The 25,814-nt window shown below is 66.7% G+C and carries 27 protein-coding genes (1 of these 27 only partly in view); 26 read left to right on the plus strand and 1 reads right to left on the minus strand.

What is annotated here, in order from left to right:
* The first annotated feature begins 3 nt into the window (after positions 1 to 3).
* The 4 genes from lpxA to ABUE11_RS06115 are packed head-to-tail and all read left to right on the plus strand — an operon-like array spanning position 4 to position 3,343.
* The gene (gene lpxA / locus ABUE11_RS06100) at positions 4 to 792 is read left to right on the plus strand and encodes an acyl-ACP--UDP-N-acetylglucosamine O-acyltransferase (protein WP_367068172.1); all 789 of its coding nucleotides are present in this window, start codon (positions 4 to 6) and stop codon (positions 790 to 792) included.
* Between the two features lie 16 nt (positions 793 to 808).
* Positions 809 to 1,966, plus strand: coding sequence for a lipid-A-disaccharide synthase (lpxB, locus tag ABUE11_RS06105; protein WP_367068173.1), 1,158 nt, complete (start codon positions 809 to 811; stop codon positions 1,964 to 1,966).
* The gene (gene rnhB, locus ABUE11_RS06110; RefSeq protein ID WP_367068174.1) at positions 1,941 to 2,573 is read left to right on the plus strand and encodes a ribonuclease HII; all 633 of its coding nucleotides are present in this window, start codon (positions 1,941 to 1,943) and stop codon (positions 2,571 to 2,573) included. The genes lpxB and rnhB overlap by 26 nt, the downstream gene beginning before the upstream one ends.
* Entirely contained in the window at positions 2,570 to 3,343 is a 774-nt protein-coding gene (locus ABUE11_RS06115) for an RNA methyltransferase (protein WP_367068175.1), read from the plus strand. Before rnhB ends, ABUE11_RS06115 begins: the two co-directional genes overlap by 4 nt.
* Before the next feature lie 28 nt (positions 3,344 to 3,371).
* Here ABUE11_RS06115 and ABUE11_RS06120 read toward each other — a convergent pair whose 3' ends face one another.
* Complete coding sequence (locus ABUE11_RS06120) at positions 3,372 to 4,895, minus strand: GGDEF domain-containing protein (RefSeq protein WP_367068176.1); 1,524 nt, start codon at positions 4,893 to 4,895, stop codon at positions 3,372 to 3,374.
* A gap of 160 nt (positions 4,896 to 5,055) precedes the next feature.
* On the opposite strand from ABUE11_RS06120, the gene surE reads away from it, so the two are divergent.
* From surE to ABUE11_RS06230, 22 genes are all read left to right on the plus strand, one after another.
* On the plus strand, positions 5,056 to 5,838 hold the full coding sequence (gene surE, locus ABUE11_RS06125; protein ID WP_367068177.1) for a 5'/3'-nucleotidase SurE: 783 nt from the start codon (positions 5,056 to 5,058) through the stop codon (positions 5,836 to 5,838).
* Complete coding sequence (locus ABUE11_RS06130) at positions 5,838 to 6,599, plus strand: protein-L-isoaspartate(D-aspartate) O-methyltransferase (protein ID WP_367068760.1); 762 nt, start codon at positions 5,838 to 5,840, stop codon at positions 6,597 to 6,599. The genes surE and ABUE11_RS06130 overlap by 1 nt, the downstream gene beginning before the upstream one ends.
* An 11-nt stretch (positions 6,600 to 6,610) precedes the next feature.
* Complete coding sequence (locus tag ABUE11_RS06135; RefSeq protein ID WP_367068178.1) at positions 6,611 to 7,537, plus strand: peptidoglycan DD-metalloendopeptidase family protein; 927 nt, start codon at positions 6,611 to 6,613, stop codon at positions 7,535 to 7,537.
* An 8-nt stretch (positions 7,538 to 7,545) separates the two neighbouring features.
* A complete protein-coding gene (locus ABUE11_RS06140) occupies positions 7,546 to 8,541 on the plus strand; it encodes an RluA family pseudouridine synthase (protein ID WP_367068180.1) in 996 nt (331 codons plus the stop codon).
* A gap of 159 nt (positions 8,542 to 8,700) precedes the next feature.
* Positions 8,701 to 9,396 (plus strand): SMC-Scp complex subunit ScpB, encoded by a 696-nt coding sequence (gene scpB, locus ABUE11_RS06145; protein WP_367068181.1) that lies wholly within the window; start codon positions 8,701 to 8,703, stop codon positions 9,394 to 9,396.
* 1 nt (position 9,397) lies between these two features.
* Positions 9,398 to 10,717, plus strand: coding sequence for a 23S rRNA pseudouridine(2605) synthase RluB (gene rluB / locus ABUE11_RS06150; protein WP_367068182.1), 1,320 nt, complete (start codon positions 9,398 to 9,400; stop codon positions 10,715 to 10,717).
* 79 nt (positions 10,718 to 10,796) lie between these two features.
* A complete protein-coding gene (ndk, locus tag ABUE11_RS06155; RefSeq protein WP_367068183.1) occupies positions 10,797 to 11,222 on the plus strand; it encodes a nucleoside-diphosphate kinase in 426 nt (141 codons plus the stop codon).
* A gap of 80 nt (positions 11,223 to 11,302) precedes the next feature.
* Complete coding sequence (gene rlmN, locus ABUE11_RS06160; protein WP_367068185.1) at positions 11,303 to 12,427, plus strand: 23S rRNA (adenine(2503)-C(2))-methyltransferase RlmN; 1,125 nt, start codon at positions 11,303 to 11,305, stop codon at positions 12,425 to 12,427.
* 28 nt (positions 12,428 to 12,455) lie between these two features.
* A complete protein-coding gene (pilW, locus tag ABUE11_RS06165) occupies positions 12,456 to 13,277 on the plus strand; it encodes a type IV pilus biogenesis/stability protein PilW (RefSeq protein WP_367068186.1) in 822 nt (273 codons plus the stop codon).
* Entirely contained in the window at positions 13,270 to 14,202 is a 933-nt protein-coding gene (locus ABUE11_RS06170; protein ID WP_367068187.1) for a helix-turn-helix domain-containing protein, read from the plus strand. Before pilW ends, ABUE11_RS06170 begins: the two co-directional genes overlap by 8 nt.
* Positions 14,203 to 15,489: a flavodoxin-dependent (E)-4-hydroxy-3-methylbut-2-enyl-diphosphate synthase gene (gene ispG / locus ABUE11_RS06175; protein WP_367068188.1), complete on the plus strand. Its 1,287-nt coding sequence runs from the start codon at positions 14,203 to 14,205 to the stop codon at positions 15,487 to 15,489.
* Between the two features lie 66 nt (positions 15,490 to 15,555).
* Complete coding sequence (gene hisS, locus ABUE11_RS06180; protein ID WP_367068190.1) at positions 15,556 to 16,845, plus strand: histidine--tRNA ligase; 1,290 nt, start codon at positions 15,556 to 15,558, stop codon at positions 16,843 to 16,845.
* Positions 16,846 to 16,861: 16 nt separating this feature from the next.
* On the plus strand, positions 16,862 to 17,542 hold the full coding sequence (locus tag ABUE11_RS06185) for a tetratricopeptide repeat protein (RefSeq protein WP_367068191.1): 681 nt from the start codon (positions 16,862 to 16,864) through the stop codon (positions 17,540 to 17,542).
* A gap of 11 nt (positions 17,543 to 17,553) precedes the next feature.
* Positions 17,554 to 18,687, plus strand: coding sequence for an outer membrane protein assembly factor BamB (gene bamB, locus ABUE11_RS06190; RefSeq protein WP_367068192.1), 1,134 nt, complete (start codon positions 17,554 to 17,556; stop codon positions 18,685 to 18,687).
* A gap of 22 nt (positions 18,688 to 18,709) precedes the next feature.
* Positions 18,710 to 20,044: a ribosome biogenesis GTPase Der gene (gene der / locus ABUE11_RS06195; protein WP_367068193.1), complete on the plus strand. Its 1,335-nt coding sequence runs from the start codon at positions 18,710 to 18,712 to the stop codon at positions 20,042 to 20,044.
* An 85-nt stretch (positions 20,045 to 20,129) separates the two neighbouring features.
* Positions 20,130 to 20,378 (plus strand): RNA chaperone Hfq, encoded by a 249-nt coding sequence (gene hfq / locus ABUE11_RS06200; RefSeq protein ID WP_367068195.1) that lies wholly within the window; start codon positions 20,130 to 20,132, stop codon positions 20,376 to 20,378.
* Between the two features lie 63 nt (positions 20,379 to 20,441).
* A complete protein-coding gene (gene hflX / locus ABUE11_RS06205; RefSeq protein ID WP_367068196.1) occupies positions 20,442 to 21,620 on the plus strand; it encodes a GTPase HflX in 1,179 nt (392 codons plus the stop codon).
* A gap of 54 nt (positions 21,621 to 21,674) precedes the next feature.
* Positions 21,675 to 23,045: an FtsH protease activity modulator HflK gene (gene hflK, locus ABUE11_RS06210; RefSeq protein ID WP_367068197.1), complete on the plus strand. Its 1,371-nt coding sequence runs from the start codon at positions 21,675 to 21,677 to the stop codon at positions 23,043 to 23,045.
* A gap of 9 nt (positions 23,046 to 23,054) precedes the next feature.
* Entirely contained in the window at positions 23,055 to 23,969 is a 915-nt protein-coding gene (gene hflC / locus ABUE11_RS06215) for a protease modulator HflC (protein WP_367068198.1), read from the plus strand.
* A 26-nt stretch (positions 23,970 to 23,995) separates the two neighbouring features.
* Complete coding sequence (locus ABUE11_RS06220) at positions 23,996 to 24,175, plus strand: DUF2065 domain-containing protein (protein ID WP_367068761.1); 180 nt, start codon at positions 23,996 to 23,998, stop codon at positions 24,173 to 24,175.
* A gap of 75 nt (positions 24,176 to 24,250) precedes the next feature.
* The gene (locus tag ABUE11_RS06225; RefSeq protein ID WP_367068199.1) at positions 24,251 to 25,399 is read left to right on the plus strand and encodes an ATP phosphoribosyltransferase regulatory subunit; all 1,149 of its coding nucleotides are present in this window, start codon (positions 24,251 to 24,253) and stop codon (positions 25,397 to 25,399) included.
* 29 nt (positions 25,400 to 25,428) lie between these two features.
* Positions 25,429 to 25,814, plus strand: the 5' portion of a protein-coding gene (locus ABUE11_RS06230) for an adenylosuccinate synthase (protein WP_367068200.1). 991 nt of this gene lie beyond the right edge of the window; 386 of the gene's 1,377 nt are visible here — the first part of the coding sequence; its start codon is at positions 25,429 to 25,431; its stop codon lies off the right edge, out of view.

A 25,814-nucleotide genomic window follows, 5' to 3' on the forward strand; every position in this document is an offset into this window, starting at 1 on the left:
CCCGTGAGCAACATCCACAGCACGGCCATCGTCGCGCCCGGGGCCGAGATCGATCCCAGCGCCACCGTGGGGCCCTACGCCGTCATCGGTGCCGATGTGCGCATCGGTGCGCGCACCAGCGTGGGCGCGCATTGCGTGATCGAGGGCCACACCCGCATCGGCGAGGACAACCGCATCTTCCAGTTCGCATCGCTGGGCGCCGCGCCGCAGGACAAGAAATACGCGGGTGAGCCCACGCGACTGGTGATTGGCGACCGCAACACCATCCGCGAGTTCTGCACCTTCAACACCGGCACCGTGCAGGACAGGGGCGAAACGCGTGTGGGCGACGACAACTGGATCATGGCCTACGTACACATCGCGCACGACTGCGTGGTGGGCAATCAGACCATCCTGGCCAACAACGCCACGCTCGCAGGGCACGTGCATGTGGGTGACCAGGTCATCATCGGCGGCCTGACGGGCGTGCACCAGTTCTCGCGCATTGGGGCCCACGCCATGGCGGGCTTTGCCAGCCATGTCTCGCAGGACGTGCCGCCCTTCATGATGGTGGACGGCAATCCCCTGGCCGTGCGCGGCCTGAACCTCGAAGGCCTGCGCCGCCGGGGCTTCTCGGCCCAGCGCGTGGCCGCGCTCAAGCAGGCCTATCGTCTGCTGTACCGCCAGGGTCTCACGCTCGAGGCCGCGCTGTCGGCCATGGCCGAGCTGCCGCTGGCCCACCCGGAGGCCGAGGGCGACATCGCCCTGCTGCGCGACTTCATCGCCGCCTCGCAGCGTGGCATTGCGCGCTGAACGGCCGTCCGGCGCCATGCAGCCCCGCAGCCCCCGCGTTGCCATGGTGGCCGGCGAGACGTCGGGCGATCTGCTCGCGGGCCTGATGCTCGACGGCCTGCGCGCCCAGTGGCCCGATGTGGCCGCCATGGGCATTGGTGGGCCGCGCATGCAGGAGCGTGGTTTCGATGCCTGGTGGCCCAGTGAGCGGCTGGCCGTGCATGGCTACAGCATCGAGCTCGTGCGGCGCCTGCTGGGCATTCTGAAGATCCGGCGCGCGCTGCGTGCGCGCCTGCTTGCCGACCGGCCCGATGTGTTCATCGGCGTGGACGCACCCGACTTCAACCTCGGCCTCGAGCGTGACCTGCGCGCCGCGGGCGTGAAGACGGTGCACTTCGTCTGTCCCTCGATCTGGGCCTGGCGCGCCGACCGCGTGGAGAAGATCCGCGCCGCGGCCGACCATGTGCTGTGCATCTTCCCGTTCGAGCCCGAGCTGCTCGCGCGCCACGGCATTGCCGCCACCTACGTGGGCCATCCGCTGGCCAGCGTCATCCCCATGCAGCCCGACCGCGCGGCCGCGCGCGCCCAGCTGGGCCTGGCGGGCGGGGACGAGGTGCTGGCCATCCTGCCCGGCAGCCGCTCGGCCGAGGTGGCCTATATCGCAAGACCCTTCTTTCAGGCCGCAGCCCTTGTCAAACAAGCGCGACAAGCTATCAAAATGATAGTTCCTGCGGTGCCCGCACAGCGTGAGCGCATCGCGCAGATCGCGCGCGAATGCGGTGTGCAGGATTCCCTCACCATCGTCACCGGCCAGTCGCACCAGGTGCTGGCCGCCTGCGACGTGACACTGATCGCCAGCGGCACCGCCACGCTGGAGGCGGCGCTGTTCAAGCGCCCCATGGTGATTGGCTATCACATGCACCCCATCAGCTGGCGCCTGATGCGCGGCAAGCAGCTGCAGCCCTGGGTGGGTCTGCCCAACATCCTGTGCCGCGACTTCGTCGTGCCCGAGCTGCTGCAGGACGCGGCTACGCCCCAGGCGCTGGCCGCCGCCGTGCAGCAGTGGCTCGATGCGCCCCGGCAGGATCCCGCGCGCATCGCGTCGCTCGAGCGGCGCTTTGCCACCCTGCACGAAGACCTGCGGCGCGACACGCCGCGCCTTGCAGCCGATGCCATCCGCAAAATCCTTGCCTGAGCAGGCGCGCTTCGACTGGCATGGCGGCGGCCTGGTCGCCGGGGTGGACGAGGCTGGCCGTGGCCCGCTGGCCGGGCCCGTGGTGGCGGCGGCCGTCATCCTCGACGACATGCAGCCCATCGCTGGCCTCGCGGATTCCAAGGCGCTCACGGCCGCGCGGCGCGAGCGCCTGTTCGACGAAATCCGCGCCAAGGCCCTGTGCTGCAGCATTGCCGAGGCCAGCGTGGAGGAGATCGACCGCCTGAACATCCTGCAGGCCACGCTGCTCGCCATGCGCCGCGCCGTCCAGGGCCTGCGTCTCAAGCCCCAACTGGCGCTGGTCGATGGCAACCGCCTGCCGCAGCTCGACATGCCGGCCGAGGCCATCGTCAAGGGCGATGCACGCGTGGCGGCGATCTCGGCCGCCTCCATCCTCGCCAAGGTCACGCGCGACCGCTGGTGTGCCGAGCTGCACGCGCAATACCCCGAATACGGCTTTGCCGGCCACAAGGGCTATGGCACGGCCGAGCATCTGGCGGCGCTGCAGCGGCATGGCCCCTGTCCGCAGCACCGCCGCTCGTTCGCCCCGGTCACGCGCGCCCTGAAGGCCGCGTGCGCACGCCCATGACTGCCAAGCCCACCTTCATCCATTCGCGCGACAACGCGCTGCTCAAGGACTTGCGCCGCCTGGCGCAGGACAGCACGGCCTACCGCAAGCAAGGTCGCCTGTGGCTCGAGGGCGACCATCTGTGCAGCGCCGCGCTGACGCGCGGCCAGCGCCCGGCCCTGGCTGTGTTTTCAGAGGCTTTTTGGCCGCTAGCGCCCGTCCAGTATGCGCAAGCAGCTCCTAAAACCATAGTTATTGCGGACGCGCTGTGGCGCGATATCAGCGGTCTGGAATCGCCCGCGCAGATGGGCTTTGTGCTCGCGCTGCCGGCCGAGCGGACGCTGGACGCCCAGGCGCCCACGGTGGTGCTCGACCGCCTGCAGGATGCGGGCAACGTGGGCTCCATCCTGCGCAGTGCCTCCGCCTTTGGCTTCACGCAGATTGCCGCGCTCAAGGGCACGGCGGCGCTGTGGTCGGCCAAGGTGCTGCGCGCCGGCATGGGGGCGCATTTTGCGCTGCGCCTCGTCGAGGGGCTGGAGCCCGCGGACATCGACGGCCTGGCCGTGCCGCTGCTGGCCACTAGCTCCCACCAGGGCGACTGGCTGCACCGCGCGCGCCTGCCCTGGCCCTGCGGCTGGATCATGGGCCATGAGGGGCAGGGCGTGTCTCCGGCGCTGCAGCAGCGCGCGCGCCAGCACATCCGCATCACCCAGCCCGGGGGCGAGGAGTCGCTCAACGTCGGCGCAGCAGCGGCCATCTGCCTGCACGCGAGCGCCGCGGCGCGCGCCTGACAGGGGCCGCGCCTGATGCGGGCCGCGGCTATGCGGCCACGACCCGGTTCTTGCCGCTGCGCTTGGCCAGGTACATGGCCTGGTCGGCACGGCGTATCGCGTCGGCATGGCCCTTGTCGTCCTCCAGCTGGGCCACGCCGGCGCTGAAGGTGATGAGCAGGCGCTCGCGGCCCTGCAGAAAGTAGCGCGTGGTGAGCTCGCGCTGCAGCCGCTCCATGGCCTTCACGCCATCGGCCAGCGCGGTGTCGGGCAGGATGAGCACGAACTCCTCGCCGCCGTGGCGCGCCAGCTGGTCCTGGGGGCGCATGACCTCGCGCGTGACCTGTACCAGATGCCTGAGGGCCTCGTCACCCGCGTCATGGCCGAGACGGTCGTTGATGGACTTGAAGTTGTCCACGTCCAGCAACGCCACGCACAGCGGAACCTCCTGGCGGCGCGCTCGGGCGATCTCGCGCTCCAGTGCTTCGTCCAGTCCCTTGCGGTTGAGCGTTCCGGTCAGGGGGTCGTGGCGCGCCATGGCGCTGGCCAGGTCCAGGTCGCGGCGCAGCCGGTCGATCTCGGCGTGCGTGACCTCGGCACGCTCGCGCAGCTCATGCAGTTCCGCGCGTGCCATGCGGCTGTTGAGCGACATGGCGCGCGTGGCGCTCACCACTTCCTCCAGAAGCGGCATGATCTCCTGCAGCTGCGTGGCCTGGCCTATGCGCTCCGCGCAAGCCTCCATTCTTTCGGAATAGCTGCCGCTGGATGCGTCCATTTGCGCCAGGCGCTCGATGAACGTTGCGAGCAGCTCCCGCATCTGGGCCTGTGCCTCTATCGTCCTGTCCTTGGCCTCGCTCTGCTTGAATATCACGTCCTTGAGGCGCTTGTGGACATCCTCGAGCCGGCGCAGCGTCAGCGGCGGCGTGGAGGCCTGCAGCAGCGCCTCGGCCTGACCATGCAGCCAGGGCTCGTCCATGCTCAGTGCGGCAATGTTTTCGAACATCAGGCGCAGCAGCGCGAGCAGGTTCTGCCGTACCGCTGCCTGGTCCTCGGCCGCGAAGGCCACGCGGTAGCCGAAGTCGGCCAGCATGCGTTCGGCCGTGGCCACCTGCGGATCGGCCTCGCGCAGAAAGGTGCACAGCTGGGCCGCGAGTTCGCGCACGCGGACATCGTCGTCGCCCAGGGCCGGCAGCATGTTGTCCACCACGCGCGACAGACTCTGCGCAAGTGCAGGGGGCAGCAGGGAGATCTGGGTGCGCGCCGGTGGTGGCGTGGCGATGGGTGCCAGCCCCAGGTTGGCATAGCCGACCAGCACGTTCTGCAGCATGGACCAGTCCTGCTGCTCAATGGCCTTCTCCAGCAGCTTGAGTTGACGCTGCTGGCCGGGCGTCTGGCATGGGATGACGCGCAGGATCTGGCGCAGCTGCGCCGCCGGGAACTGCGGGGTGGAGCGCACACCGGCGACCTCCTCGTAGAGGGCCTTGTAGTTTTCAGGGGAGGGGGGGAGGCGCCGAGCAGCCAGGAGCTTGAGTGTTTCGCGCGCGATTTCGGACGGAGATTTGACGGGGTCCATCTGCAAGGCAGGCAGGATGATTTTGTTATTGCGAAGTGTGACAGAGCGCGCATGCTTTGAACAGCATCGGCCTGTCGCCCGGCATCGCCGCCGAGGTGGCCACACGACAATCGCGGAACGCTGCGCCTCCTACAATGCGTTGCATTCAGTCACTGCGATCATGAAAATCCTGATTTCCAACGACGATGGCTACCAGGCGCCGGGGATCGTCGCGCTGCATGAGGCCCTGAGTGCGATTGCCGACGTCGAGGTGGTGGCGCCGGAGCACAACAACAGCGCCAAGTCCAATGCCCTGACCCTGCATTCGCCGCTCTATGTGCATCGCGCGTCCAATGGCTTTCGCTATGTGAACGGAACGCCGGCCGACTGTGTGCACATTGCGCTGACCGGTTTGCTCGGCTACCGGCCCGACCTGGTCGTCTCGGGCATCAACAACGGCGCCAACATGGGGGACGACACGATTTACTCGGGAACCGTGGGCGCGGCCATGGAGGGTTATCTTTTCGGCATACCGTCCATCGCCTTTTCCCAGGTGGACAAGGGCTGGGGCGAGATCGACTCGGCGGCGCGCAAGGCGCGCGAAATCGTCGAGCAGATGCTGCGCCAGAGGCTCGTGGGAGAAGCCCCCTGGCTGCTGAACATCAACATTCCCAACATGCCCTTCGAGGCCCTGCGTCCCCTGCGACTGTGCCGTCTGGGACGCCGCCATGCGGCCGAGCGCGTCATCGAGCAGCAAAGCCCGCGTGGCGAGACCATGTACTGGATCGGTGGCGCCGGCCCGGCCAAGGACGCGGCCGAGGGAACGGATTTCCACGCCACGGCCCATGGCCATGTGTCCATGACGCCGCTCAAGGTGGACCTGACCGACCACGATGGCCTTGGGTACTGGGCGCAGACGGCAGCGCGTCTGGCCATCACCGCGCAGGGCGGTGGGGCCTCATGATGCAGCGCCGCCCCGCCTTTCCCGCGCGCCTTGACATGCCGCAGGCGCCCACCAAGGGCGTCCCCGGCGCCGCGCGACCGGCCCAGTCACCCACGCCCCAGGGCGTGGGACTCGATTCCGCGGCCGTGCGCACGAGGATGGTGCAGCGCCTTGCGGCCAGTGGCATCGGCGCCGCGTCCGTGCTGAATGCCATGGGGGCGGTGGAGCGGCACCGATTCGTCGACTCCGCGCTGGTGAACCAGGCCTACGAGGACACCAGTCTCCCCATAGGGCTGGGGCAGACCATCTCCAAGCCCAGTGTCGTGGCGCGCATGATCGAGTTGCTGCTGGGCGCGGATTGCGCACGCGCGAGCGGACTCGGCAGGGTGCTGGAAATCGGTACCGGCTGTGGCTACCAGGCGGCCGTGCTGTCCAGGCTGGCGCGCGAGGTGTACACCATCGAGCGCCTGCGTGCGTTGCACGAGAAGGCACGGGACAACCTGCGCCCGCTGCGTCTGGCCAATGTGCATCTGATCCTTGGTGATGGCATGCATGGCTACGCGGCCGGCGCGCCCTATGCGGGCATCATTGCCGCGGCGAGCGGTGACAGCATCCCCGACGAATGGTGCGCGCAACTGGCCGTTGGCGGACGCCTTGTCGCGCCCATGGCCGCTGCCGATGGACGCCAGCTGTTGCTGGTTGTGGACAAAACTCCGCATGGCTTGAAACAGAGTGTTCTGGAGGCCGTGCATTTCGTACCCCTAAAATCAGGGGTTGTGTGAAGGAATTGCTTATGTTGGTTTCGCGTGGTCTTGTGATATGTGGAGTGGTGGCCTTGGCCGGTGCATGGCTGGCAGGTTGCACCACTCCCATCAACAGGGCTCCTGTAGTCGATCGTGGCACGTTTGCCAATGGCGGTACGGCTTCTACGTCCGCTCCAGCCGCACCGGAGGTCAAGCCCCTGCCCGGTGCCGAGAACGCCGGCAAGCCTGGCTACTACACGGTCAAGCCTGGGGACACGTTGATTCGCATCGGGCTCGAGAATGGCCAGAGCTGGAAGGACATCGCGCGTTGGAACAACCTGGGGAATGCCAATCTGATCGAGGTCGGGCAGGTGCTGCGCGTGGTTCCTCCCACTGTTTCCACGCCTGCGAGTGCCGTGGCTTCTGACACGGGTGTCGTGACCCGGCCTGTGGCCTCCTCGCCCGTGGCTTCCGCGACTGCGACAAGTGCGTCCAAGCCCGCGGGAACGACGGAACCGTCGGGTGCCGCTCCCGCCGCGGCCGATGCGACGCCAGCCCCTGCACCGGCGCCAGCGCCTGCGCCCGCACCCACCGTGGCGGGTAACGGTGATGGCATGAGCTTCATCTGGCCTTCCTCCGGCCCCCTGCTGGCAGGATTCGACGAGGCGCGCAACAAGGGCTACGACATCGCGGGCAAGGCCGGCGACCCTGTGCTGGCGGCGGCCGACGGCCGTGTGGTCTATGCCGGAGCTGGTCTGCGTGGCTACGGCAACCTGGTGATCCTCAAGCACAATAACGTCTACCTCACGGCCTATGCGCACAACCAGACGCTGCTGGTGAAGGAAGACCAGAACGTGCGCCGGGGCCAGAAGATCGCGGAAATGGGCAGCTCGGATGCCGATCGCGTGAAGCTGCACTTCGAGATTCGCCGGCAGGGCAAGCCCGTGGATCCGGCGCGCTACCTGCCTCAGCGTTGAGCCTGCAGGTGTCCGGCGCATCGCCCCTGTGGCCGGATGACGAGGCCGCCTCGCCGGTCGACGAGGCCGAATGCGAGCTGCGCGACGTGCTGATGACGCCGGCGCAGCACCAGTGCCGGCTCGACAAGGCGCTGGCGGAGCTGGTGCCCGAATTCTCGCGCAGCTATCTGCAGCAGTTGCTCGCCCATGGCGCGGTGAGCATCAACGGCCAGCCGGCCACCAAGCCCGCGCACAAGGTCAGGGTGGGCGACAGGGTGGTCGTGCAGATGCGGCCCACCCAGCAAAGCCAGGCCTTCAAGCCCGAGTCCCTGCCGCTGGACGTGGTGTACGAGGACGAGCACCTGCTGGTGATCAACAAACAGGCCGGCATGGTGGTGCACCCGGCGCCGGGCAACTGGAGCGGCACGCTGCTCAATGCCTTGCTCGGGCGCGACGCGCAGGCGCACATGGTGCCGCGCGCAGGCATCGTGCACCGGCTGGACAAGGACACGAGCGGTCTCATGGTGGTGGCGCGCAGCCGCAGCACCATGGATGCGCTGGTGGCCAAGATTGCGGCGCGCGAGGTCAGCCGGCAGTATCTGGCGCTGGCCTGGGGCGAATGGCATGGCGCGCCCGCGCGCAGCGTGCAGGCGCCCATTGGGCGCGACCCGCGCAATCGCCTGCGCATGGCCGTCGTGGACCTGCAGCAGCATCCGGGCAAGCCCGCGCGCACGGACTTTGAGTGCCTTGCCGGCAACGAGCAGGTCTGTCTGGTGCGCTGCACGCTGCACACCGGGCGCACGCATCAGATTCGCGTGCATATGGCGTCCCTGCGCCACCCATTGGTTGCCGATGCGCTGTATGGTGGCGCGGCCGCCGGGCCGCTGCAGCGCCAGGCATTGCATGCGTTTCGCCTGGCGTTCGCGCATCCGGTGACGGGGCAGGCGCTGGACTTTCATGCCCCGCTGCCGCAGGACATGGCGCAGGCCCTTGATTTCTGGGCTCTGCAGTACAATGCGCGTTGACGATTGACTCGTAGCAGGCGCCAGGGTTTCATTTCTTGCGCCTTGCCTGTCCAGTGATGGCGCGCTGCCACTTGCAGCATCCACGCGCCACTGATGTCCCCAATCCCAGGCACCGGCCCCATCATGGCGAGCGGTTGCCTCTATCGGAACAGCCGCAGCATGAATTCGGTGGATGCCAAGCGGATTCTCGAGACCGCGTTGATCTGCGCCGCACAGCCCGTGACGGTGCGAGAGCTGCGCGTTCTGTTCGATGATGCGCTCGGGGCGGACACGGTCAAGGCCCTGCTGCTCGAGCTGCAGCAGGAGTGGAGCCTGCGCGGTGTCGAGCTGGTTCAGGTGGCCACGGGCTGGCGCTTTCAGAGCCGCCCCGAGATGCGCGAGTACCTGGACCGTCTGCACCCGGAGAAGCCCCCGCGCTACACGCGCGCCACGCTGGAGACGCTGGCCATCATCGCCTATCGTCAGCCCGTGACGCGTGGCGACATCGAGGACATCCGGGGCGTGACCGTGAACAGCCTGATCATCAAACAGCTCGAGGACAGGGGCTGGGTCGAGGTCATCGGTCATCGCGAGACCGTGGGCCGACCGGCGCTGTTCGCCACCACGCGGCAGTTTCTCGATGACCTGGGCCTGCAGTCCCTGGACCAGTTGCCCACGCTGGAAGACCCGCGCGCGCAGGCCTCGGTGCTCAACGCGCTGGCCGGCCTGGGTGTGGATGGGCCGCAGGGATCGGAGCCGTCGGAGTCGGAATCGAACATGCCCCCGGATGTCCCCGGGGCTCAGATGGAAGGCATGCCCGCAGCCGAGGCTGAAGCGGGCGGCAGTGACGCGGGCGATGAAGCCACGGAAAGTTGATATGAACGATACGCACAAGAGCCCCGATGCGGCAGAGCAGCAACCGGCCGAGGTTGTGGCCGGGGCCACCGATGAAGTGAGCAAGGCCCGCGGTCGGCGCGCGCGCGCGCCGCAGCGCAGGCCTGCGGGCACCATGCAGGGGGAAGCAGCGCAACAGCCGCAGGCCGCTGCAGATCAGCCCGAGGGGCGCCCGGCGCGGTCGCATGGCCAAGGCCGGCGCGATGCGGCGCGCCCTGTGGATCGCGACGGCTATCGCTTTGTCGACGTGGTGTCGGGCCGGCTCGACCAGGACGAGGACAACGCCGAGGTGACTCTTCCTAAGCGCGTGCTGCTGCCCCAGCCGGAGACGCCCAAGCTGCACAAGGTGCTGGCGCAGGCGGGCATGGGCTCGCGCCTGGAGATGGAGCAACTCATCCTCGAGGGGCGCATATCGGTGAACAACGCGCCCGCGCACATCGGCCAGCGCGTGCAGTTTGGCGACCAGATCAAGGTCAATGGCAAGCCGATCCGTTTTCGCATCGCACCGCCGCCCGCGCGCGTGCTCGCCTACCACAAGCCCGCGGGTGAGATCGTCACGCACGATGACCCGCAGAATCGCCCCACCGTGTTTCGCAGGCTGCCGCGCCTGCAGCAGGGCAAGTGGCAGTCCGTGGGGCGGCTGGACCTCAATACCGAGGGCCTGCTGCTGTTCACGAGCTCGGGTGAGCTCGCCAACCAGCTCATGCATCCGCGCTTCGGGCTCGAGCGCGAGTACGCCGTGCGTGTGCTCGGCGCCCTGAGCGAGGAAGAAAAGCAGCGCTTGACCAGCGGTGTGCAGCTCGAGGACGGCATGGCCGCCTTCGGCGCCATCGAGGAGGGCGGCGGCGAGGGTGCGAACTGCTGGTATCGCGTGACGATCTCCGAAGGCCGCAACCGTGAGGTGCGACGCATGTTCGAGGCCGTGGGCCATGCCGTCAGCCGGCTGATCCGCATTCGCTACGGCGCCATGATGCTGCCGCGCGGCCTCAAGCGTGGCGCCTGGATCGAGCTCGACGAGCAGGACATCCGGGCGCTGATGCAGGCCGCAGGGGCTCCGGCCGATCTGGCGGGCGGGCGTGCCGCGCGCGGCGGCCCGGGCAGGAACGAGCGCCGCGGCGAGCGCAAGCCGTTCGGCCCCAAGGCCGGCGGCGCGCGCGACAAGGCGCCCGGCCGCGCGGGCCGCTCGGGGGGAGGCTCCCAGCCCGACCCCATGCGCACCTCGGTCGGCTACATCGGTGCCGACAGCCTGATGCGCCAGCGCAAGCAGCAGCGCGGCAATGGGCCGCGCCGCGGCAGCCGCTAGGGATTTGACGAAAAGTTAGAATGCTGGGTTTTGCCTGAGTCGCAAAAAAATCCGCAACACCTTACAGAAGGAAATCAACATGGCTATCGAACGCACCCTGTCCATCATCAAGCCCGACGCCGTTGCCAAGAACGTGATCGGCCAGATCTACGCCCGCTTCGAGGCCGCCGGCCTGAAGATCGCTGCAGCACGCATGATTCACCTGTCGCGCGCCGAGGCCGAGCAGTTCTATGCCGTGCACAAGGAGCGCCCCTTCTTCAAGGACCTGGTGGACTTCATGATTTCCGGCCCGGTGATGGTGCAGGTGCTGGAGGGCGAGAACGCCATCCTGAAGAACCGCGAGCTGATGGGCGCCACCGACCCCAAGAAGGCCGAGGCCGGCACCATCCGCGCCGACTTTGCCGACAGCATCGACGCCAACGCCGTGCACGGCTCCGACGCCGCCGAGACGGCTGCCGTGGAAGTGGCCTTCTTCTTCCCCGGCCTGAACGTCTACGCACGCTGATGCGCCGGCGGCCGGGCTGCGCCTCGCGTGCACGCCGCCCGGTCGCCTGACTTTGCTGCGCACGCGCACTGGACTGCACGATGACGACGAATCTCCTGGATCTTGACCTCGAAGGAATGGCGGCATTCTGCGAGCGACTGGGAGAGAAGCGCTTTCGCGCCACCCAGCTGTTTCGCTGGATCCACCAGCGCGGCGCCAGCGACTTTGCGCAGATGAGCGACCTGGCCAAGTCGCTGCGCGAGAAACTCGCGGGCTGCGCCCATGTGGCCGCGCCCCCCATCCTGAAGGAACATGTCTCGCACGACGGCACCATCAAGTGGCTGTTCGACGTGGGCGGCGGCAATGCCATCGAGACCGTGTTCATCCCCGAAGACGACCGTGGCACGCTGTGCATCTCCTCGCAGGCGGGCTGCGCCGTGGGTTGCCGCTTCTGCTCCACCGGTCACCAGGGCTTCAGCCGCAATCTGACCACCGGCGAGATCGTCGCCCAGTTGTGGTGGGCCGAGCACCAGCTGCGCGCACGCCTGGGCACGGCCGAGCGCGTCATCAGCAACGTCGTGATGATGGGCATGGGCGAGCCGCTGCAGAATTATTCGGCCCTGGTGCCCGCGCTGCGCACCATGCTCGACGACCATGGCTATGGCCTGTCGCGCCGACGCGTGACGGTGTCCACCTCGGGCGTGGTGCCCATGATGGATCGCCTGGGGCAGGACTGCCCGGTGGCGCTGGCCGTGTCCCTGCATGCGCCCAACGATGCGCTGCGTGACCATCTGGTGCCGCTCAATCGCAAGTACCCGCTGCAGGAGCTGCTGGCGGCCTGCCGGCGCTATCTGGAACATGCGCCGCGCGATTTCATCACCTTCGAATACTGCATGCTCGACGGCGTGAATGACCGGCCCGAGCATGCGCGCGAGCTGATCGCCCTGGTCGGCCCCCAGGCCGCGGACGGTGGCGTGCCCTGCAAGTTCAACCTGATCCCGTTCAATCCGTTCCCGGCGTCCGGCCTGCAGCGCTCGCCTGCGGCTGCGGTGACGGCGTTCGCCAGGATGCTCTCGGATGCGGGTATCGTCACCACGGTGCGCAAGACGCGTGGCGACGACATCGATGCGGCCTGCGGTCAGCTCGCGGGCGACGTGCAGGACCGCACGCGCGTGCACGAGCGCATGGCCAAGCGACGCACCATAACGATCAAGCCGGCCGCCTGACCGGCTGAGCAAGGAGGAGAGGCACATCATGACGACGTGGAGGACGGATCGCATGCGCAGCCGGTGGCTGGCGCCCTGTCTTGTGGCGCTGCTCGTTTCGGGTCTTGCCGGCTGTGCCCACCAGGCGGCGCGGGATCCCGGGGCCACGGCCACGGACAGTGCCGCGGGCGAGGCCGATGCGCGCCGGCGCGCCCGCATTCGGCTGGAGCTCGCCGCCAGCTATCTCCAGGCCGGGCAGAAGAGTGTTGCGCTCGAAGAGGTGAATCAGGCGCTTGCCACCGACCCCGCCTATGCCGATGCCTACCACCTGCGTGGATTGGTGTACATGGCCATGCCGGATCTCGGGTTGGCCGAGGACAGCCTCAGGCGCGCTCAGGCCATGAAGCCGGCCGACCCGGACATCATGCACAACCTTGGCTGGCTGCTTTGCCAGCGCCAGCAGTACGACCAGGCGCAGCAGCAGTTCGAGCGGGCGCTCGCTGTGCCCACCTATGCGGCGCGCAGCAAGACCCTGATGTCCCAGGGCCTGTGCCATCAGAAGGCCGGACGGGTGGCCGATGCGGAAAAGGCCTTGCTGCGTGCCTATGAGATCGATGCCGGCAACCCGATGGTGGGCTACCACCTGGCCTCCATCCTGCTGGCCCGCGGAGAAACGCAACGGGCACAGTTCTATATCCGCCGTGTCAACAACGGCCAGTTTGCCAACGCCGAGTCGCTGTGGCTGGGCGTGAAGGTCGAGCGTGCCGTGGGCGATGCGGTGGCCATGCGCCAGTTGGGCGACCAGCTGCGCAAGCGTTTCCCCGATGCGCGGGAAACGCACGCCTTTGAGAGGGGAGCATTTGATGAATGAGTCGATGGCAATGCAGGACGCCGGCCCGACCGCGGACGGCGCTGCCACCATGACGGCAGGCGCCATGCTCAGGCAGATGCGGGAGGCAGCGGGCGTCCATATCGACATGCTGGCCGGTGCCCTGAAGGTGCCGGTGGCAAGGCTGCAGGCGCTGGAGGACGATGACTACGGCGCGTTTCCCGATACCGTCTTCATGCGTGCCCTGGCATCGAGCATGTGCCGGACGCTGAAGGCCGACCCGGCGCCGATACTGGCTCTGTTGCCCCAGGGGGCTCCCATCCACCTGCCGCCCGACAGGGCGTTGAATACGGCCGTCAAGGGCTCGGCCGGGCGCCGCATCGGCAAGAGCGGCGGATTCGAGCCGCCTAAGTCACGCCTGATCGGTATCGCCGTCGTGGTGCTGCTGCTCGCCGCTGTGGCGGTCGCCTTCCTGCCGCTGCCCATGGGCGGCGATGGCGCAAGCGATGTGGAACCGACGGCGGCAGGGGAGGTTCCGGGCACGCCCGCAGGCTCGGTCGTGCAGTCCGTGGCGCATGGCGCCGCGGCCCAGGCAGGCGGCCAGGATGCCGCTTTGGTGGCGTCCGAGGCGCAGGCGCCGGATGTCGCCACATCGGTCGCAACGCAGGCGGTCGCGGCCAGTACCGTGCCGGCCACGCCAGAGCCCGAAGCTGTCAAGGCCGCAGTACCCGAGCCGACGCTGGTCATCCGCGCCAAGGCGCAGACCTGGGTGCAGGTGCGCAATGCCGCGGGCCAGGTGTTGCTGCAGAAGGAGCTGGCCAGCGGTGAGAGCTATTCGGCCGAGGGTTCGCCGCCCTGGTCCGTGGTGATAGGGCGGGCCGACGCGGCCGAGGCCGTCGTGCGCGGACAGGCCATGGACCTGAAGGCGATTGCGCGCAACAACGTCGCGCGTTTCGAGGTGAAGTGAATGAACATGTCTGACACAGCGGCCCCCATTGCCATGGCCGCGCCCCGGGCGCGCCGCACGCGCCAGGCGCGCATCGTCTGGGGCAGCCGCGTCGTCACGGTCGGGGGCGACGCGCCGGTGCGCGTGCAGTCCATGACCAATACCGATACGGTCGATGCCATAGGCACGGCCATCCAGGTCAAGGAGCTGGCCCAGGCGGGCTCGGAGTTCGTGCGCATCACGGTGAACACGCCCGAGGCCGCGCAGGCCGTGCCCTACATCCGCGAGCAGCTCGACCGCATGGGACAGGACGTGCCCCTGGTGGGCGACTTCCACTACAACGGCCACCGCCTGCTGACCGAGTTTCCGGACTGCGCGCAGGCACTCTCCAAGTACCGCATCAACCCCGGCAACGTGGGCAAGGGCGACAAGCGCGACAAGCAGTTCGGCCAGATGATCGAGGCCGCGATGCGTTGGGACAAGGCCGTGCGCATCGGCGTCAACTGGGGCAGCCTGGACCAGGAGCTGCTGGCCCAGTTGATGGACGCCAATGGCCGGCGCGGCACGCCCTGGGACGCGCGCCAGGTCATGTACGAGGCGCTGATCACCTCGGCCATCGAATCGGCACGCCGTGCCGAGGCGATGGGCCTGAGCGGCGACCAGATCATCCTGTCGTGCAAGGTCAGCGGCGTGCAGGATCTGATCGCCGTGTACCGCGAACTCGCCCGCCGCTGCGACTACGCGCTGCACCTGGGCCTGACCGAGGCCGGCATGGGCACCAAGGGCATCGTGGCATCCAGCACCGCGCTGTCCATCCTGCTGCAGGAAGGCATTGGCGATACCATTCGCGTGTCGCTCACGCCCCAGCCCGGTGAGGCGCGCACCCAGGAGGTGGTCGTGGCCTCCGAGATACTGCAGTCGCTGGGTATGCGTGCCTTCGTGCCCAGCGTCACCGCCTGCCCCGGCTGCGGGCGCACCACCAGCACCACCTTCCAGGAGCTGGCCAAGCAGATCGACGACTACCTGCGCGCGCAGATGCCGGTCTGGCGCAAGCAGTACCCGGGCGTGGAAAGGCTCAAGGTGGCCGTCATGGGCTGCATCGTCAACGGCCCGGGCGAGAGCAAGCATGCCGATATCGGCATCAGCCTGCCCGGCACGGGCGAGGCGCCTGCCGCCCCCGTGTTCATCGATGGCGAAAAGGCCATGACGCTGCGCGGCGACGACATCGCACGCGAGTTCCAGACCGTCGTCGAGGACTACATCGCCCGGCGCTTTGGCGGCACGAGCGGGGCGATAACGCAAAATTGATAGCTGCCGGCGCTTGGTGGATAAGCGCTGAAGGTCAATTTCATTCAAAACGAAAATCCATACAAGATGCAGAAGCTGGTTGCCATCAAGGGCATGAACGACATCCTGCCGCCCGACTCGGCGCGCTGGGAATGGCTGGAGGGGGTGGTGCGCACGCTCATGGCGCGCTACGCCTACCGCAACATCCGCACCCCCATCGTCGAGCCCACGCCGCTGTTCGTGCGCGGCCTGGGCGAGGTCACCGACATCGTCGAGAAGGAGATGTACTCCTTCGAGGATCGCCTGAACGGTGAGCAGCTCACGTTGCGCCCCGAGGCCACGGCCGGCGTGGTGCGCGCCGTGGTCGAGCACACCATGCTCTACGACGGCGGCAAGCGTCTGTACTACATGGGCCCGATGTTCCGCCACGAGCGGCCGCAGCGCGGGCGCTACCGCCAGTTCCACCAGATCGGCGCCGAGGCCCTGGGCTTTGGCGGCCCCGAGGTGGACGCCGAGATCATCCTGCTGGCCCATGCGCTCTGGGCCGAACTGGGCCTCAAGAACGTGCGCCTGGAGCTCAACAGTCTGGGCCAGCCCGACGAGCGTCGCGCCCATCGCGCCGCCCTCATCGCCTATCTGGAGCAGCACCAGGACGTGATGGACGAGGAAGCCAGGCGCCGCATGTACACCAATCCGCTGCGCGTGCTGGACACCAAGAACCCGGCCATGCAGGACATGGTGAATGCCGCGCCCCGGCTCATCGACTTCCTCGGCGAGGCCTCGCTCAGGCACTTTGACACCGTCAAGGCCATCCTGGACGCCAACGGCGTGGCCTGGAGCCTGAACCCGCGCCTGGTGCGCGGCATGGACTATTACAACCTCACGGTGTTCGAGTTCATCACCGATCAACTCGGCTCCCAGGGCACGATCTGCGGCGGTGGCCGCTACGACTACCTCATCGAGCAGATCGGCGGCAAGAGCGCGCCCGCCGTGGGCTGGGCCCTGGGCGTGGAGCGCGTGCTCGAGCTCATCAAGGAGCAGGAGGCGCAGGCCCCGGGGCTTGCGGCCGACGCCTACGCCGTCGTGCCCGATGCCGCCGCGCTGCCCCAGGTCATGGCCGCGCTGCAGCGGCTGCGCGCCCTGGGTGTGGCGGTGCAGATGCACGCGCCCGCGCAGTCGGGCGAGGGCATGGGCAGCATGAAGTCGCAGTTCAAGAAGGCCGACGCGAGCGGCGCACGCTTTGCGCTGATCTTCGGCGCCGACGAGCTCGCGCGCGGCGCCGTCACCATCAAGCCGCTGCGCGACGGCGGCGAGCAGATCGAACGCCCGCTGGCCTCCCTGGCCGACTGGGCGGCCAGCCTACAATCGCCGCGCTGAACGAGAAACCACCAATATGGCCAACAACTTCGACCTGCAAGAACAAGAACAGCTTGAGGAGCTCAAGCATTTCTGGAACAAATGGGGCACACCCATCACCTGGGCGCTGATCGTCGTCATGGGCGGCTTCGCCGCGTGGAACGGCTACCAGCTCTGGCAGAGCCGCCAGGCACAGCAGGCCACGGCCCTGGTCGAGGCCGTCGAGCTGGCCGCGCAGTCGGGCGACATGGCCCGCGTGGAGCAGGCCTTTGGCGATCTGCAGTCCGGCTATGGCGGCACCACCCAGGCCGGTCAGGCCGGCCTGCTCGCAGCCAAGGCCCTGGCCGACGCCGGCAAATGGGATGCTGCCAAGGGCGTGCTGACCTGGGTCGCCGAAAAGTCTTCCGATGATGGTTACAAGGCCCTGGCACGGGTGCGCCTGGCCGGCGTGCTGATCGAGCAAAAGGCCTATGACGAGGCGCTCGCGCAGCTGTCGGCCAGCACGCCCGCGGAGTTCGCCGGCGTGGTCGCCGACCGCAAGGGTGACGTGCTGGCGCTGCAGGGCAAGAACCAGGAGGCGATTGCCGAATACCGCCGCGCCTATCTGGCGCTGGGCGACAAGGTGGACTACCGCCGTCTGGTGGAGGCCAAGCTCAATGCGCTGGGGGCACAGGCCGTGGCCGTGGCCGCCGCCGACGCAGCCGGAGGTGCACAGTGAGGGTCGCCCGCATGTATTCCCGGATGATGCTGGGCACGCTGGCCCTGGCCACGCTGCTGGGTGTGAGCGGCTGCTCCTTGTGGGGTGGGTCTTCCAAGCCCAAGCCGGCCGAACTGGGACCCAATGTCCCGGTGCTCGGCGTGCGCCAGGCCTGGGTGGCCCGTACCGGCGCCGTGGATCGCCTGGCGCTGGACGTGCACGTCAACGGCACGACGGTGACGCTGGCGTCGGCACAGGGCGAGGTGGCGGCCATCGATGCGCGCACGGGCGGTGATGTCTGGCGCGCCCAGCTCAACACCCCGCTGTCCGCGGGCGTGGGCAGCGATGGCCGCTGGGCGGCCGTGGTGTCCGCCAACGCGCAGCTCATCGTGCTCGATGGCGGGCGCGAGATCTGGCGCAAGCCCCTGCCTGCGCAGGCCTATACGGCACCTCTCGTGGCGGGCAACCGGGTCTTCGTGCTGACGGCCGATCGCACCGTCGTCGCCTTCGATGCCGCCACCGGCTATCGCCTCTGGGGGCAGCAGCGTACGGGTGAGCCATTGATCCTGCGCCAGGGTGGCGTGCTGATGGCCGTGGGTGACACGCTGGTCGCTGGGCTGTCCGGGCGCCTCGTGGGCTTCAACCCTGACAACGGCGTGGTGCGCTGGGAGGCGCCGCTGGCCAGTCCGCGTGGCACGAACGACGTCGAGCGTCTGGTGGAAATCGTGGGCCGCACGAGCCGCGTGGGCGACAACCTCTGCGCACGCGCGTTCCAGGCCACCGTGGGCTGCATCGATGCGGCACGCGGCGCGGTGCTCTGGACCCAGCCGGCCAGCGGCAATGAGGGCGTGGACGGCGACGAGAACATGGTGTTTGGCACCGAGAGCAACGGCGCGGTGGTGGCGTGGCAGCGTGCCGATGGCAAGCGTGCATGGACATCGCAGCGCCTGCAGTTTCGCAAGCTCACGGCGCCATTGCTGCTGGGTCGATCGGTGGTGATAGGCGACGACACGGGCCTGGTGCATCTGCTGTCGCGCGAGGATGCCGCGCCGCTGAACCGGCTGACGACGGACGGCTCGGGCATTGCCGCCGCACCCGTGGCCGCCGGCGAGACCCTGGTGGTGGTGACGCGCAAGGGTGCCGTCTACGGTTTCCGCCCCGAGTGATGGACAAGCGAAGGACTCAGGGATGAAACCGGTCATCGCCCTGGTGGGGCGGCCCAATGTGGGCAAATCCACCCTGTTCAACCGCCTGACGAAGTCGCGCGACGCCATCGTGGCCGATTTTGCCGGCCTCACGCGCGACCGCCACTACGGCAATGGCCGCCTGGGCAAGCGCGAGTACATCGTCATCGACACGGGCGGCTTCGAGCCCGATGCCGGCAGCGGCATCTACCGCGAGATGGCCAAGCAGACGCGCCAGGCCGTGGCCGAGGCCGATGTGGTCGTCTTCGTCGTGGATGTGCGTGCCGGCGTATCGGCACAGGACCACGACATTGCCAACTTCCTGCGCCGCCTGGGCAAGCCCTGCGTGCTCGTGGGCAACAAGGCCGAGGGCATGCAGGACAGCGCCCACCTCGCAGAGTTCTATGAACTCGGCCTGGGGGAGGTGTTCCCCGTCTCCGCCGCGCACGGGCAGGGCATACGCAGTCTGGTGGAGCGCGCGCTCGAGCCGCTTGCGCTGCCCGAGACGGACGAGGGTGACGTCAACGCCGAAACCAACGTCATACGCCTGGCCGTCGCGGGGCGACCGAATGTCGGCAAGTCCACGCTGATCAACACCTGGCTGGGTGAGGAGCGTCTCGTGGCCTTCGACATGCCGGGCACAACGCGCGATGCCATCTCGGTGCCGTTTGAGCGCAATGGCCAGAAGTTCGAGCTCATCGACACCGCAGGTCTGCGGCGAAAGGGCAGGGTGTTCGAGGCCATCGAGAAGTTCTCCGTGGTCAAGACGCTGCAGGCCATCGAGTCGGCCCATGTGGTGCTGCTGCTGCTCGACGCCACGCAGGGCGTCACGGATCAGGACGCGCATATCGCGGGCTACATCCTCGAGAGCGGAAGGGCCGTGGTCATCGCCGTGAACAAATGGGACGCCGTGGACGACTACGCGCGCCAGCAGCTCGAGCGCTCCATCGAGACGCGGCTGTCCTTCCTCAAGTTCGCGCCGCTGCACTTCATCTCGGCCATCAGGCGCCAGGGCATAGGCCCGTTGTGGTCATCCATCGTCCAGGCCTACAAGTCGGCCAACCGCAAGATGCCGACGCCGGTGCTCACGCGCCTGCTGCAGGAGGCCGTCCAGTTCCAGACGCCCAAGCGTGCCGGAGGCTATCGCCCCAAGCTGCGCTATGCGCATCAGGGCGGCATGAACCCGCCGGTCATCGTGATCCACGGCAACTCGCTCGAGCATGTCTCCGACGCCTACAAGCGCTTCCTGGAGGGGCGCTTCCGCAAGGAGTTCGATCTGGTGGGTACGCCGCTGCGCATCGAGCTGCGAACGTCCAGCAATCCTTACGTGGACAAGTGATTTCGGGTGCCCTTGTGCCGTCCAGGGCCGCTGGGCTGTGGTAAGGTGCCGCTTTACAACAACATTTTTGAACACGGAGAATATCGTGAGCAATAAAGGTCAGCTTCTTCAAGACCCCTTCCTCAACGCACTGCGTCGCGAGCATGTGCCGGTGTCCATTTACCTGGTCAATGGCATCAAGCTGCAGGGGCAGATCGAATCCTTCGATCAATACGTCGTGCTGCTGCGCAACACGGTGACCCAGATGGTGTACAAGCACGCCATCTCGACCATCGTTCCGGGGCGTGCCGTCAACTTTTCCGCGGCCGAGCCTGCCGACGGAGCCGCGCAGTAATCGCGCAGTGCGGCTTGAGGTATTGCCTGGGCGCACGCGCTTCGCACGCAAGGGCCCGCGGCCTTGAGTTCCCACGCTTCCCATGATTCCCGCTCCACGCCGGTTCTGTTGGTCGGCGTGGATTTCGGCGCTCCGCATTTCGATGCCGAATTGCAGGAACTGGGCTTGCTGGCCCAGACGGCGGGGCTCAACCCGGTTGCGCGTCTGACCTGCAAGCGAAAGACGCCCGACGCCGCGCTGTTTGTGGGCAGCGGCAAGGCCGACGAGCTGCGTACCCTGGCGCAAATGCATGGCGCGCGCGAAGTGTTGTTTGACCAGGCCCTGAGCCCGGCGCAACAACGCAATCTGGAGCGCCATCTGCAGCTGCCGGTCAATGACCGGACCATGCTCATCCTGGAGATCTTTGCCCAGCGTGCCCGCAGCCATGAGGGCAAGCTGCAGGTGGAACTCGCGCGTCTGCAGTACCTGAGCACGCGACTGGTGCGGCGCTGGTCGCACCTGGAGCGTCAGCAGGGCGGCATCGGCATGCGTGGCGGCCCGGGTGAGACGCAGATCGAGCTGGACAAGCGCATGATTGGCGATGCCATCAAGCGCACACGAGAGCGTCTGCAGAAGGTCAAGCGTCAGCGCGCCACCCAGCGGCGTCAGCGCGAGCGGCGCAACACGTTCAATATCTCGCTGGTGGGCTACACCAACGCGGGGAAGTCGACGCTGTTCAACGCCTTGGTCAAGGCGCGTGCGTACGCGGCCGACCAGTTGTTTGCCACCCTTGACACTACCACGCGCCAGCTCTATCTGGGCGAGGGCGTGGGCTCGATCTCCCTCTCGGACACCGTGGGGTTCATCCGCGATCTGCCGCATGGGTTGGTGGATGCGTTTCAGGCCACCTTGCAGGAGGCTGTGGACGCCGACCTGCTGCTGCATGTGGTGGATGCCGCGAATCCGGAGTTTCCGGAGCAGATCGTTCAGGTACAACAGGTGCTGGCGGAGATCGGCGCTTCGGACATCCCTCAGCTGCTGGTGTTCAACAAGCTCGATGCCATGGCGCCCGAGGGCAGGCCCGCGCATAGACGCGATGTGTATGAGCTCGATGGCCGGCCCGTGCCCCGTGTCTTCGTCAGTGCGCGGATGGGGGAGGGCGTTCCGCTGTTGCGAGAGTGCCTGGCAGGGATGGTCGCGGAAGCATCATCGCGCACCATGTCCCCTGAACAGGCTGCGCCTTTGTCGGGCCCATCGAGTTGATTGGGCACAATGCCGGCTGTTACACAGATCCATAGAGAACCAGAGAAATTGCGCATGAACGTTCATAACCGCGCCTCGCGTTGGGCCATGCTGCCGGAGCGCATCCGAGGGATGTTCAATCTCAACGACCCGCGCTGGGGGCGCGGTGACGACGGCAAGGGCGAGTCGCAGGATCGACCTCCGTCAGAGCGCCCTTCCGAGGATGCCCCGCAATCGGGCCGGGGACGTGATCGTGGCCCGGCTGGACAGCCGCCCGATCTCGATGAGCTTTGGCGCGACCTCAACCGCAGGCTCAGCGGCCTGTTCGGTGGGGGTGGTGGCAACCGGGGGCGCTCTTCCAATGGAGGCAATGGCGGTTTTCAGCCCGACATGAAGAACGCCGGCATGGGCATTGGGTTGATCGCCGCGATTGCGGTGCTAATCTGGCTGGGCACGGGCTTCTTCATCGTCCAGGAAGGCCAGCAAGCGGTCATCACGCAGTTTGGCAAGTACAAGAGCACCGTCAACGCCGGTTTCAACTGGCGTCTGCCGTATCCGATTCAGCGTCATGAGCTGGTGTTCGTCACCCAGATCCGCTCGGTGGATGTGGGGCGCGACACCATCATCAAAAGCACCGGCCTGCGCGAATCGGCCATGCTGACCGAGGATGAGAACATCGTCGAGATCAAGTTTGCCGTGCAATACCGTCTGAATGATGCGCGCGCGTGGCTGTTCGAGAGTCGCAACCCCGCGGATGCCGTGGTGCAGGTGGCCGAGACCGCGGTGCGCGAGGTGGTGGGCAAGATGAAGATGGACACGGCCCTGGCCGAAGAGCGTGATCAGATCGCCCCGCGTGTGCGCAATCTCATGCAGACCATCCTGGATCGCTACAAGATCGGCGTCGAGGTGGTTGGCATCAATCTGCAGCAGGGGGGGGTGCGCCCTCCAGAGCAGGTGCAGGCGGCTTTTGATGATGTGCTCAAGGCGGGACAGGAGCGTGAGCGCGCCAAGAACGAGGCACAGGCCTATGCCAACGACGTGATTCCCAGAGCCGTTGGTACGGCATCGCGTCTCGGAGAGGAGGCTGCCGCGTACAAGGCGCGCATCGTGGCGCAGTCCCAGGGTGATGCGCAGCGCTTCAGCGCGGTGCTGGCCGAGTACCAGAAGGCGCCGCAGGTGACGCGCGACCGCATGTATCTCGAAACCATGCAACAGATTTACTCCAACGTCACCAAGGTGTTGGTGGAGTCTCGTCAGGGCTCGAATCTGCTGTACCTGCCGCTCGACAAGATCATGCAAGGTGTGGCGCAGTCTGTACCCGCTGCCGCGATCGAGGCTCCGGCCACCGCGGCCGGCAGCAGCGCTCCGTCTGTCCCTTCCTCGCAATTTTCCAGTGATTCCCGGGCCCGCGATGTCAGTCGCTCCCGCGAGCGCGAGTCCCGATAGGAGATCTGTGTGAACAGAATCGGTTTTTTTGTGTCGACGGTCCTGGTGCTGCTCGGGCTGCTGAGCTCCATGCTGTTCGTGGTCGACCAGCGTCAGTTTGGGGTGGTGTACGCCTTGGGGCAGATCAAGGAGGTGATCACCGAGCCTGGCCTGAACTTCAAGCTGCCGCCACCATTTCAGAACGTTCGCTATATCGACAAGCGCTTGCTGACGCTCGACAGCTCGGATACCGAGTCCATGCTGACCGCGGAAAAGCAGCGCGTGGTCATCGACTGGTATGTGCGCTGGCGCATCACTGATCCGTCGGAGTACATCCGCAATGTGGGGCTTGATGAGAATGCCGGTGCCATGCAGCTCAATCGCGTCGTGCGCAACGCGTTCCAGGAAGAGGTCAACCGTCGCACGGTAAAGGAGCTGCTGTCAGTCAAGCGCGATGCACTGATGTCCGATGTCAAGCGCGAGGTGCTCGAAGCCGTGCGTGGCGCCAAACCATGGGGCGTGGACGTGGTGGATGTGCGCATCACGCGCGTGGACTACGTGGAGGCGATCACGGAGTCCGTGTACCGGCGTATGGAAGCCGAGCGCAAGCGCGTTGCCAACGAACTGCGCTCCACCGGCGCCGCAGAAGGTGAAAAGATCCGTGCCGATGCCGATCGCCAACGCGAGATCACCATCGCCAATGCGTATCGCGATGCCCAGAAGGTCAAGGGGGAGGGTGATGCCGAGGCGGCGCGTCAATATGCCGAGGCATTCGGCAAGGATCCGCAGTTTGCCCAGTTCTATCGCAGCCTGGACGCCTACAAGGCCAGCTTCAATCGCAAGAGCGATGTGATGGTGCTCGATCCGTCGTCCGCCGAGTTCTTCAAGGTGTTTCGTGGCGCTGTGCCGGCGAGTGCAGCGTCGGCCACGGCGCGCAAGCCCTGATCTCTGGTATTGATGCCGTGGATTGGCTGAGCGGGTTAGGGCTCGCACTTGGATGGGTCTTGGTGCTTGAGGGCGCCATTCCCTTGGTGTCACCGTCATTTTGGCGGCGCATGTTCACGCAGATTCTGCAACTGCGCGATGGTCAGATTCGCTTTGTCGCGTTGCTGAGTATGTGCGCCGGCGCACTTGTGCTGCTGCTCAGCTAGCGCAAGTTGTCGTCGATGAGGGGTATTCATGCCCCAGCCGGTAGAATCCCTCTTTTAACCGCTCCACCTTCTCCCATGTCTGCCTGGGTCCTGCCGGATCACATTGCCGATGTCCTGCCGTCCGAGGCGCGGCATATCGAAGAACTTCGCCGGGGTCTGCTCGACACCGCTTGCAGCTATGGCTACGAGTTGGTCATGCCTCCACTGCTGGAGCATCTCGAATCGCTGCTGACGGGTACAGGAGAGGCGCTGGACCTCCAGACGTTCAAGCTGGTGGATCAACTCTCTGGACGCTCCCTCGGTCTGCGCGCCGACACCACGCAACAAGTGGCACGTATTGACGCGCATTTGCTGAACCGCGGTGGCGTGACCAGGCTGTGCTACTGCGGTCCGGTGCTGCACACGCGACCAGATCGTCCGCACGCAACGCGTGAGCCCTTGCAGTTTGGCGCAGAGATCTATGGGCATTCCGGCATAGAGGCCGACATTGAAACGGTACAGCTTTCGCTCGAGTGCTTGCGTGTTGCCGATGTGCGGGACGTGACCGTGGACCTGGCTGATGTGCGCATTGTCCGCAGCCTTTTGGCCGGTGTTCCTGTCGGCTGGCAGACTTTGGGGCGGGTGCACGCGGCTCTTGCGGCCAAGGACGCAAGTGAGTTGCAGTCACTGACGGCAGATTTTCCCGCCACTTCACGTGAGGGGCTCATGGCGTTGCTGCAGTTGTACGGCGACGCACATGTGTTGGATGAGGCCGAAGTAGCTCTGAAATCGGTTACTGGCGTGAGTGCTGTCCTGGCGGACCTGCGGGCCATCTCTTCGACGATTCAGGATGCACAGGTGACTTTTGACCTGGCGGACCTGCGTGGATACGCGTACTACAGCGGCGCTCGTTTTGCCATCTATACCTCCGGAGCCAGCGATGCGCTTGTGCGTGGTGGGCGCTATGACGAGGTTGGAGCGGTGTTTGGGCGCAACCGACCGGCAGCGGGCTTCAGCCTGGATGTCAAGCAATTGGTCGGAGTGGTCGCTCCGCGTCCGCTAAAGGCAGCCATCCGCGCTCCCTGGGGGGCGGAGCGCGCTGTTCACGTGGCCATTGCTGACTTGCGCGCCAATGGCGAAACCGTGGTGTGCATGCTTCCTGGGCGTGGCGCAGAAGTCGACGAATTCCACTGTGACAGGGAATTGGTTCAGATCGCTGGCCAGTGGGTCGTTCGTGCCATTTGAGTTATTTTGGTTCTTAGATCGGGATTGACATGAAAGCAAGCAAGGGGCGCAACGTTGTCGTGGTTGGCACCCAATGGGGTGACGAGGGCAAGGGCAAGCTGGTTGACTGGCTGACCGAGAGCGCGCAGGGCGTCGTGCGTTTCCAGGGTGGTCACAACGCAGGGCACACGCTGGTCATCAATGGTGTGAAGACAGCATTGCACCTCATTCCCAGTGGGATCATGCGTCCTGGTGTGAAATGCTATATCGGCAACGGCGTTGTGCTGTCCGCCGCAAAGCTGTTCGAGGAGATCGAAGGGCTGGAAAGGGCTGGTGTCGAGGTGCGTTCGCGCCTGCGTGTTTCCGAAGCCTGCCCTCTGATCCTGCCATTTCATGTGGCGCTGGATGTCGCTCGCGAAGCTGCGCGAGAGCATGG

The organism is Oryzisolibacter sp. LB2S (assembly GCF_040732315.1).
Taxonomy (GTDB): domain Bacteria; phylum Pseudomonadota; class Gammaproteobacteria; order Burkholderiales; family Burkholderiaceae_C; genus Alicycliphilus; species Alicycliphilus soli.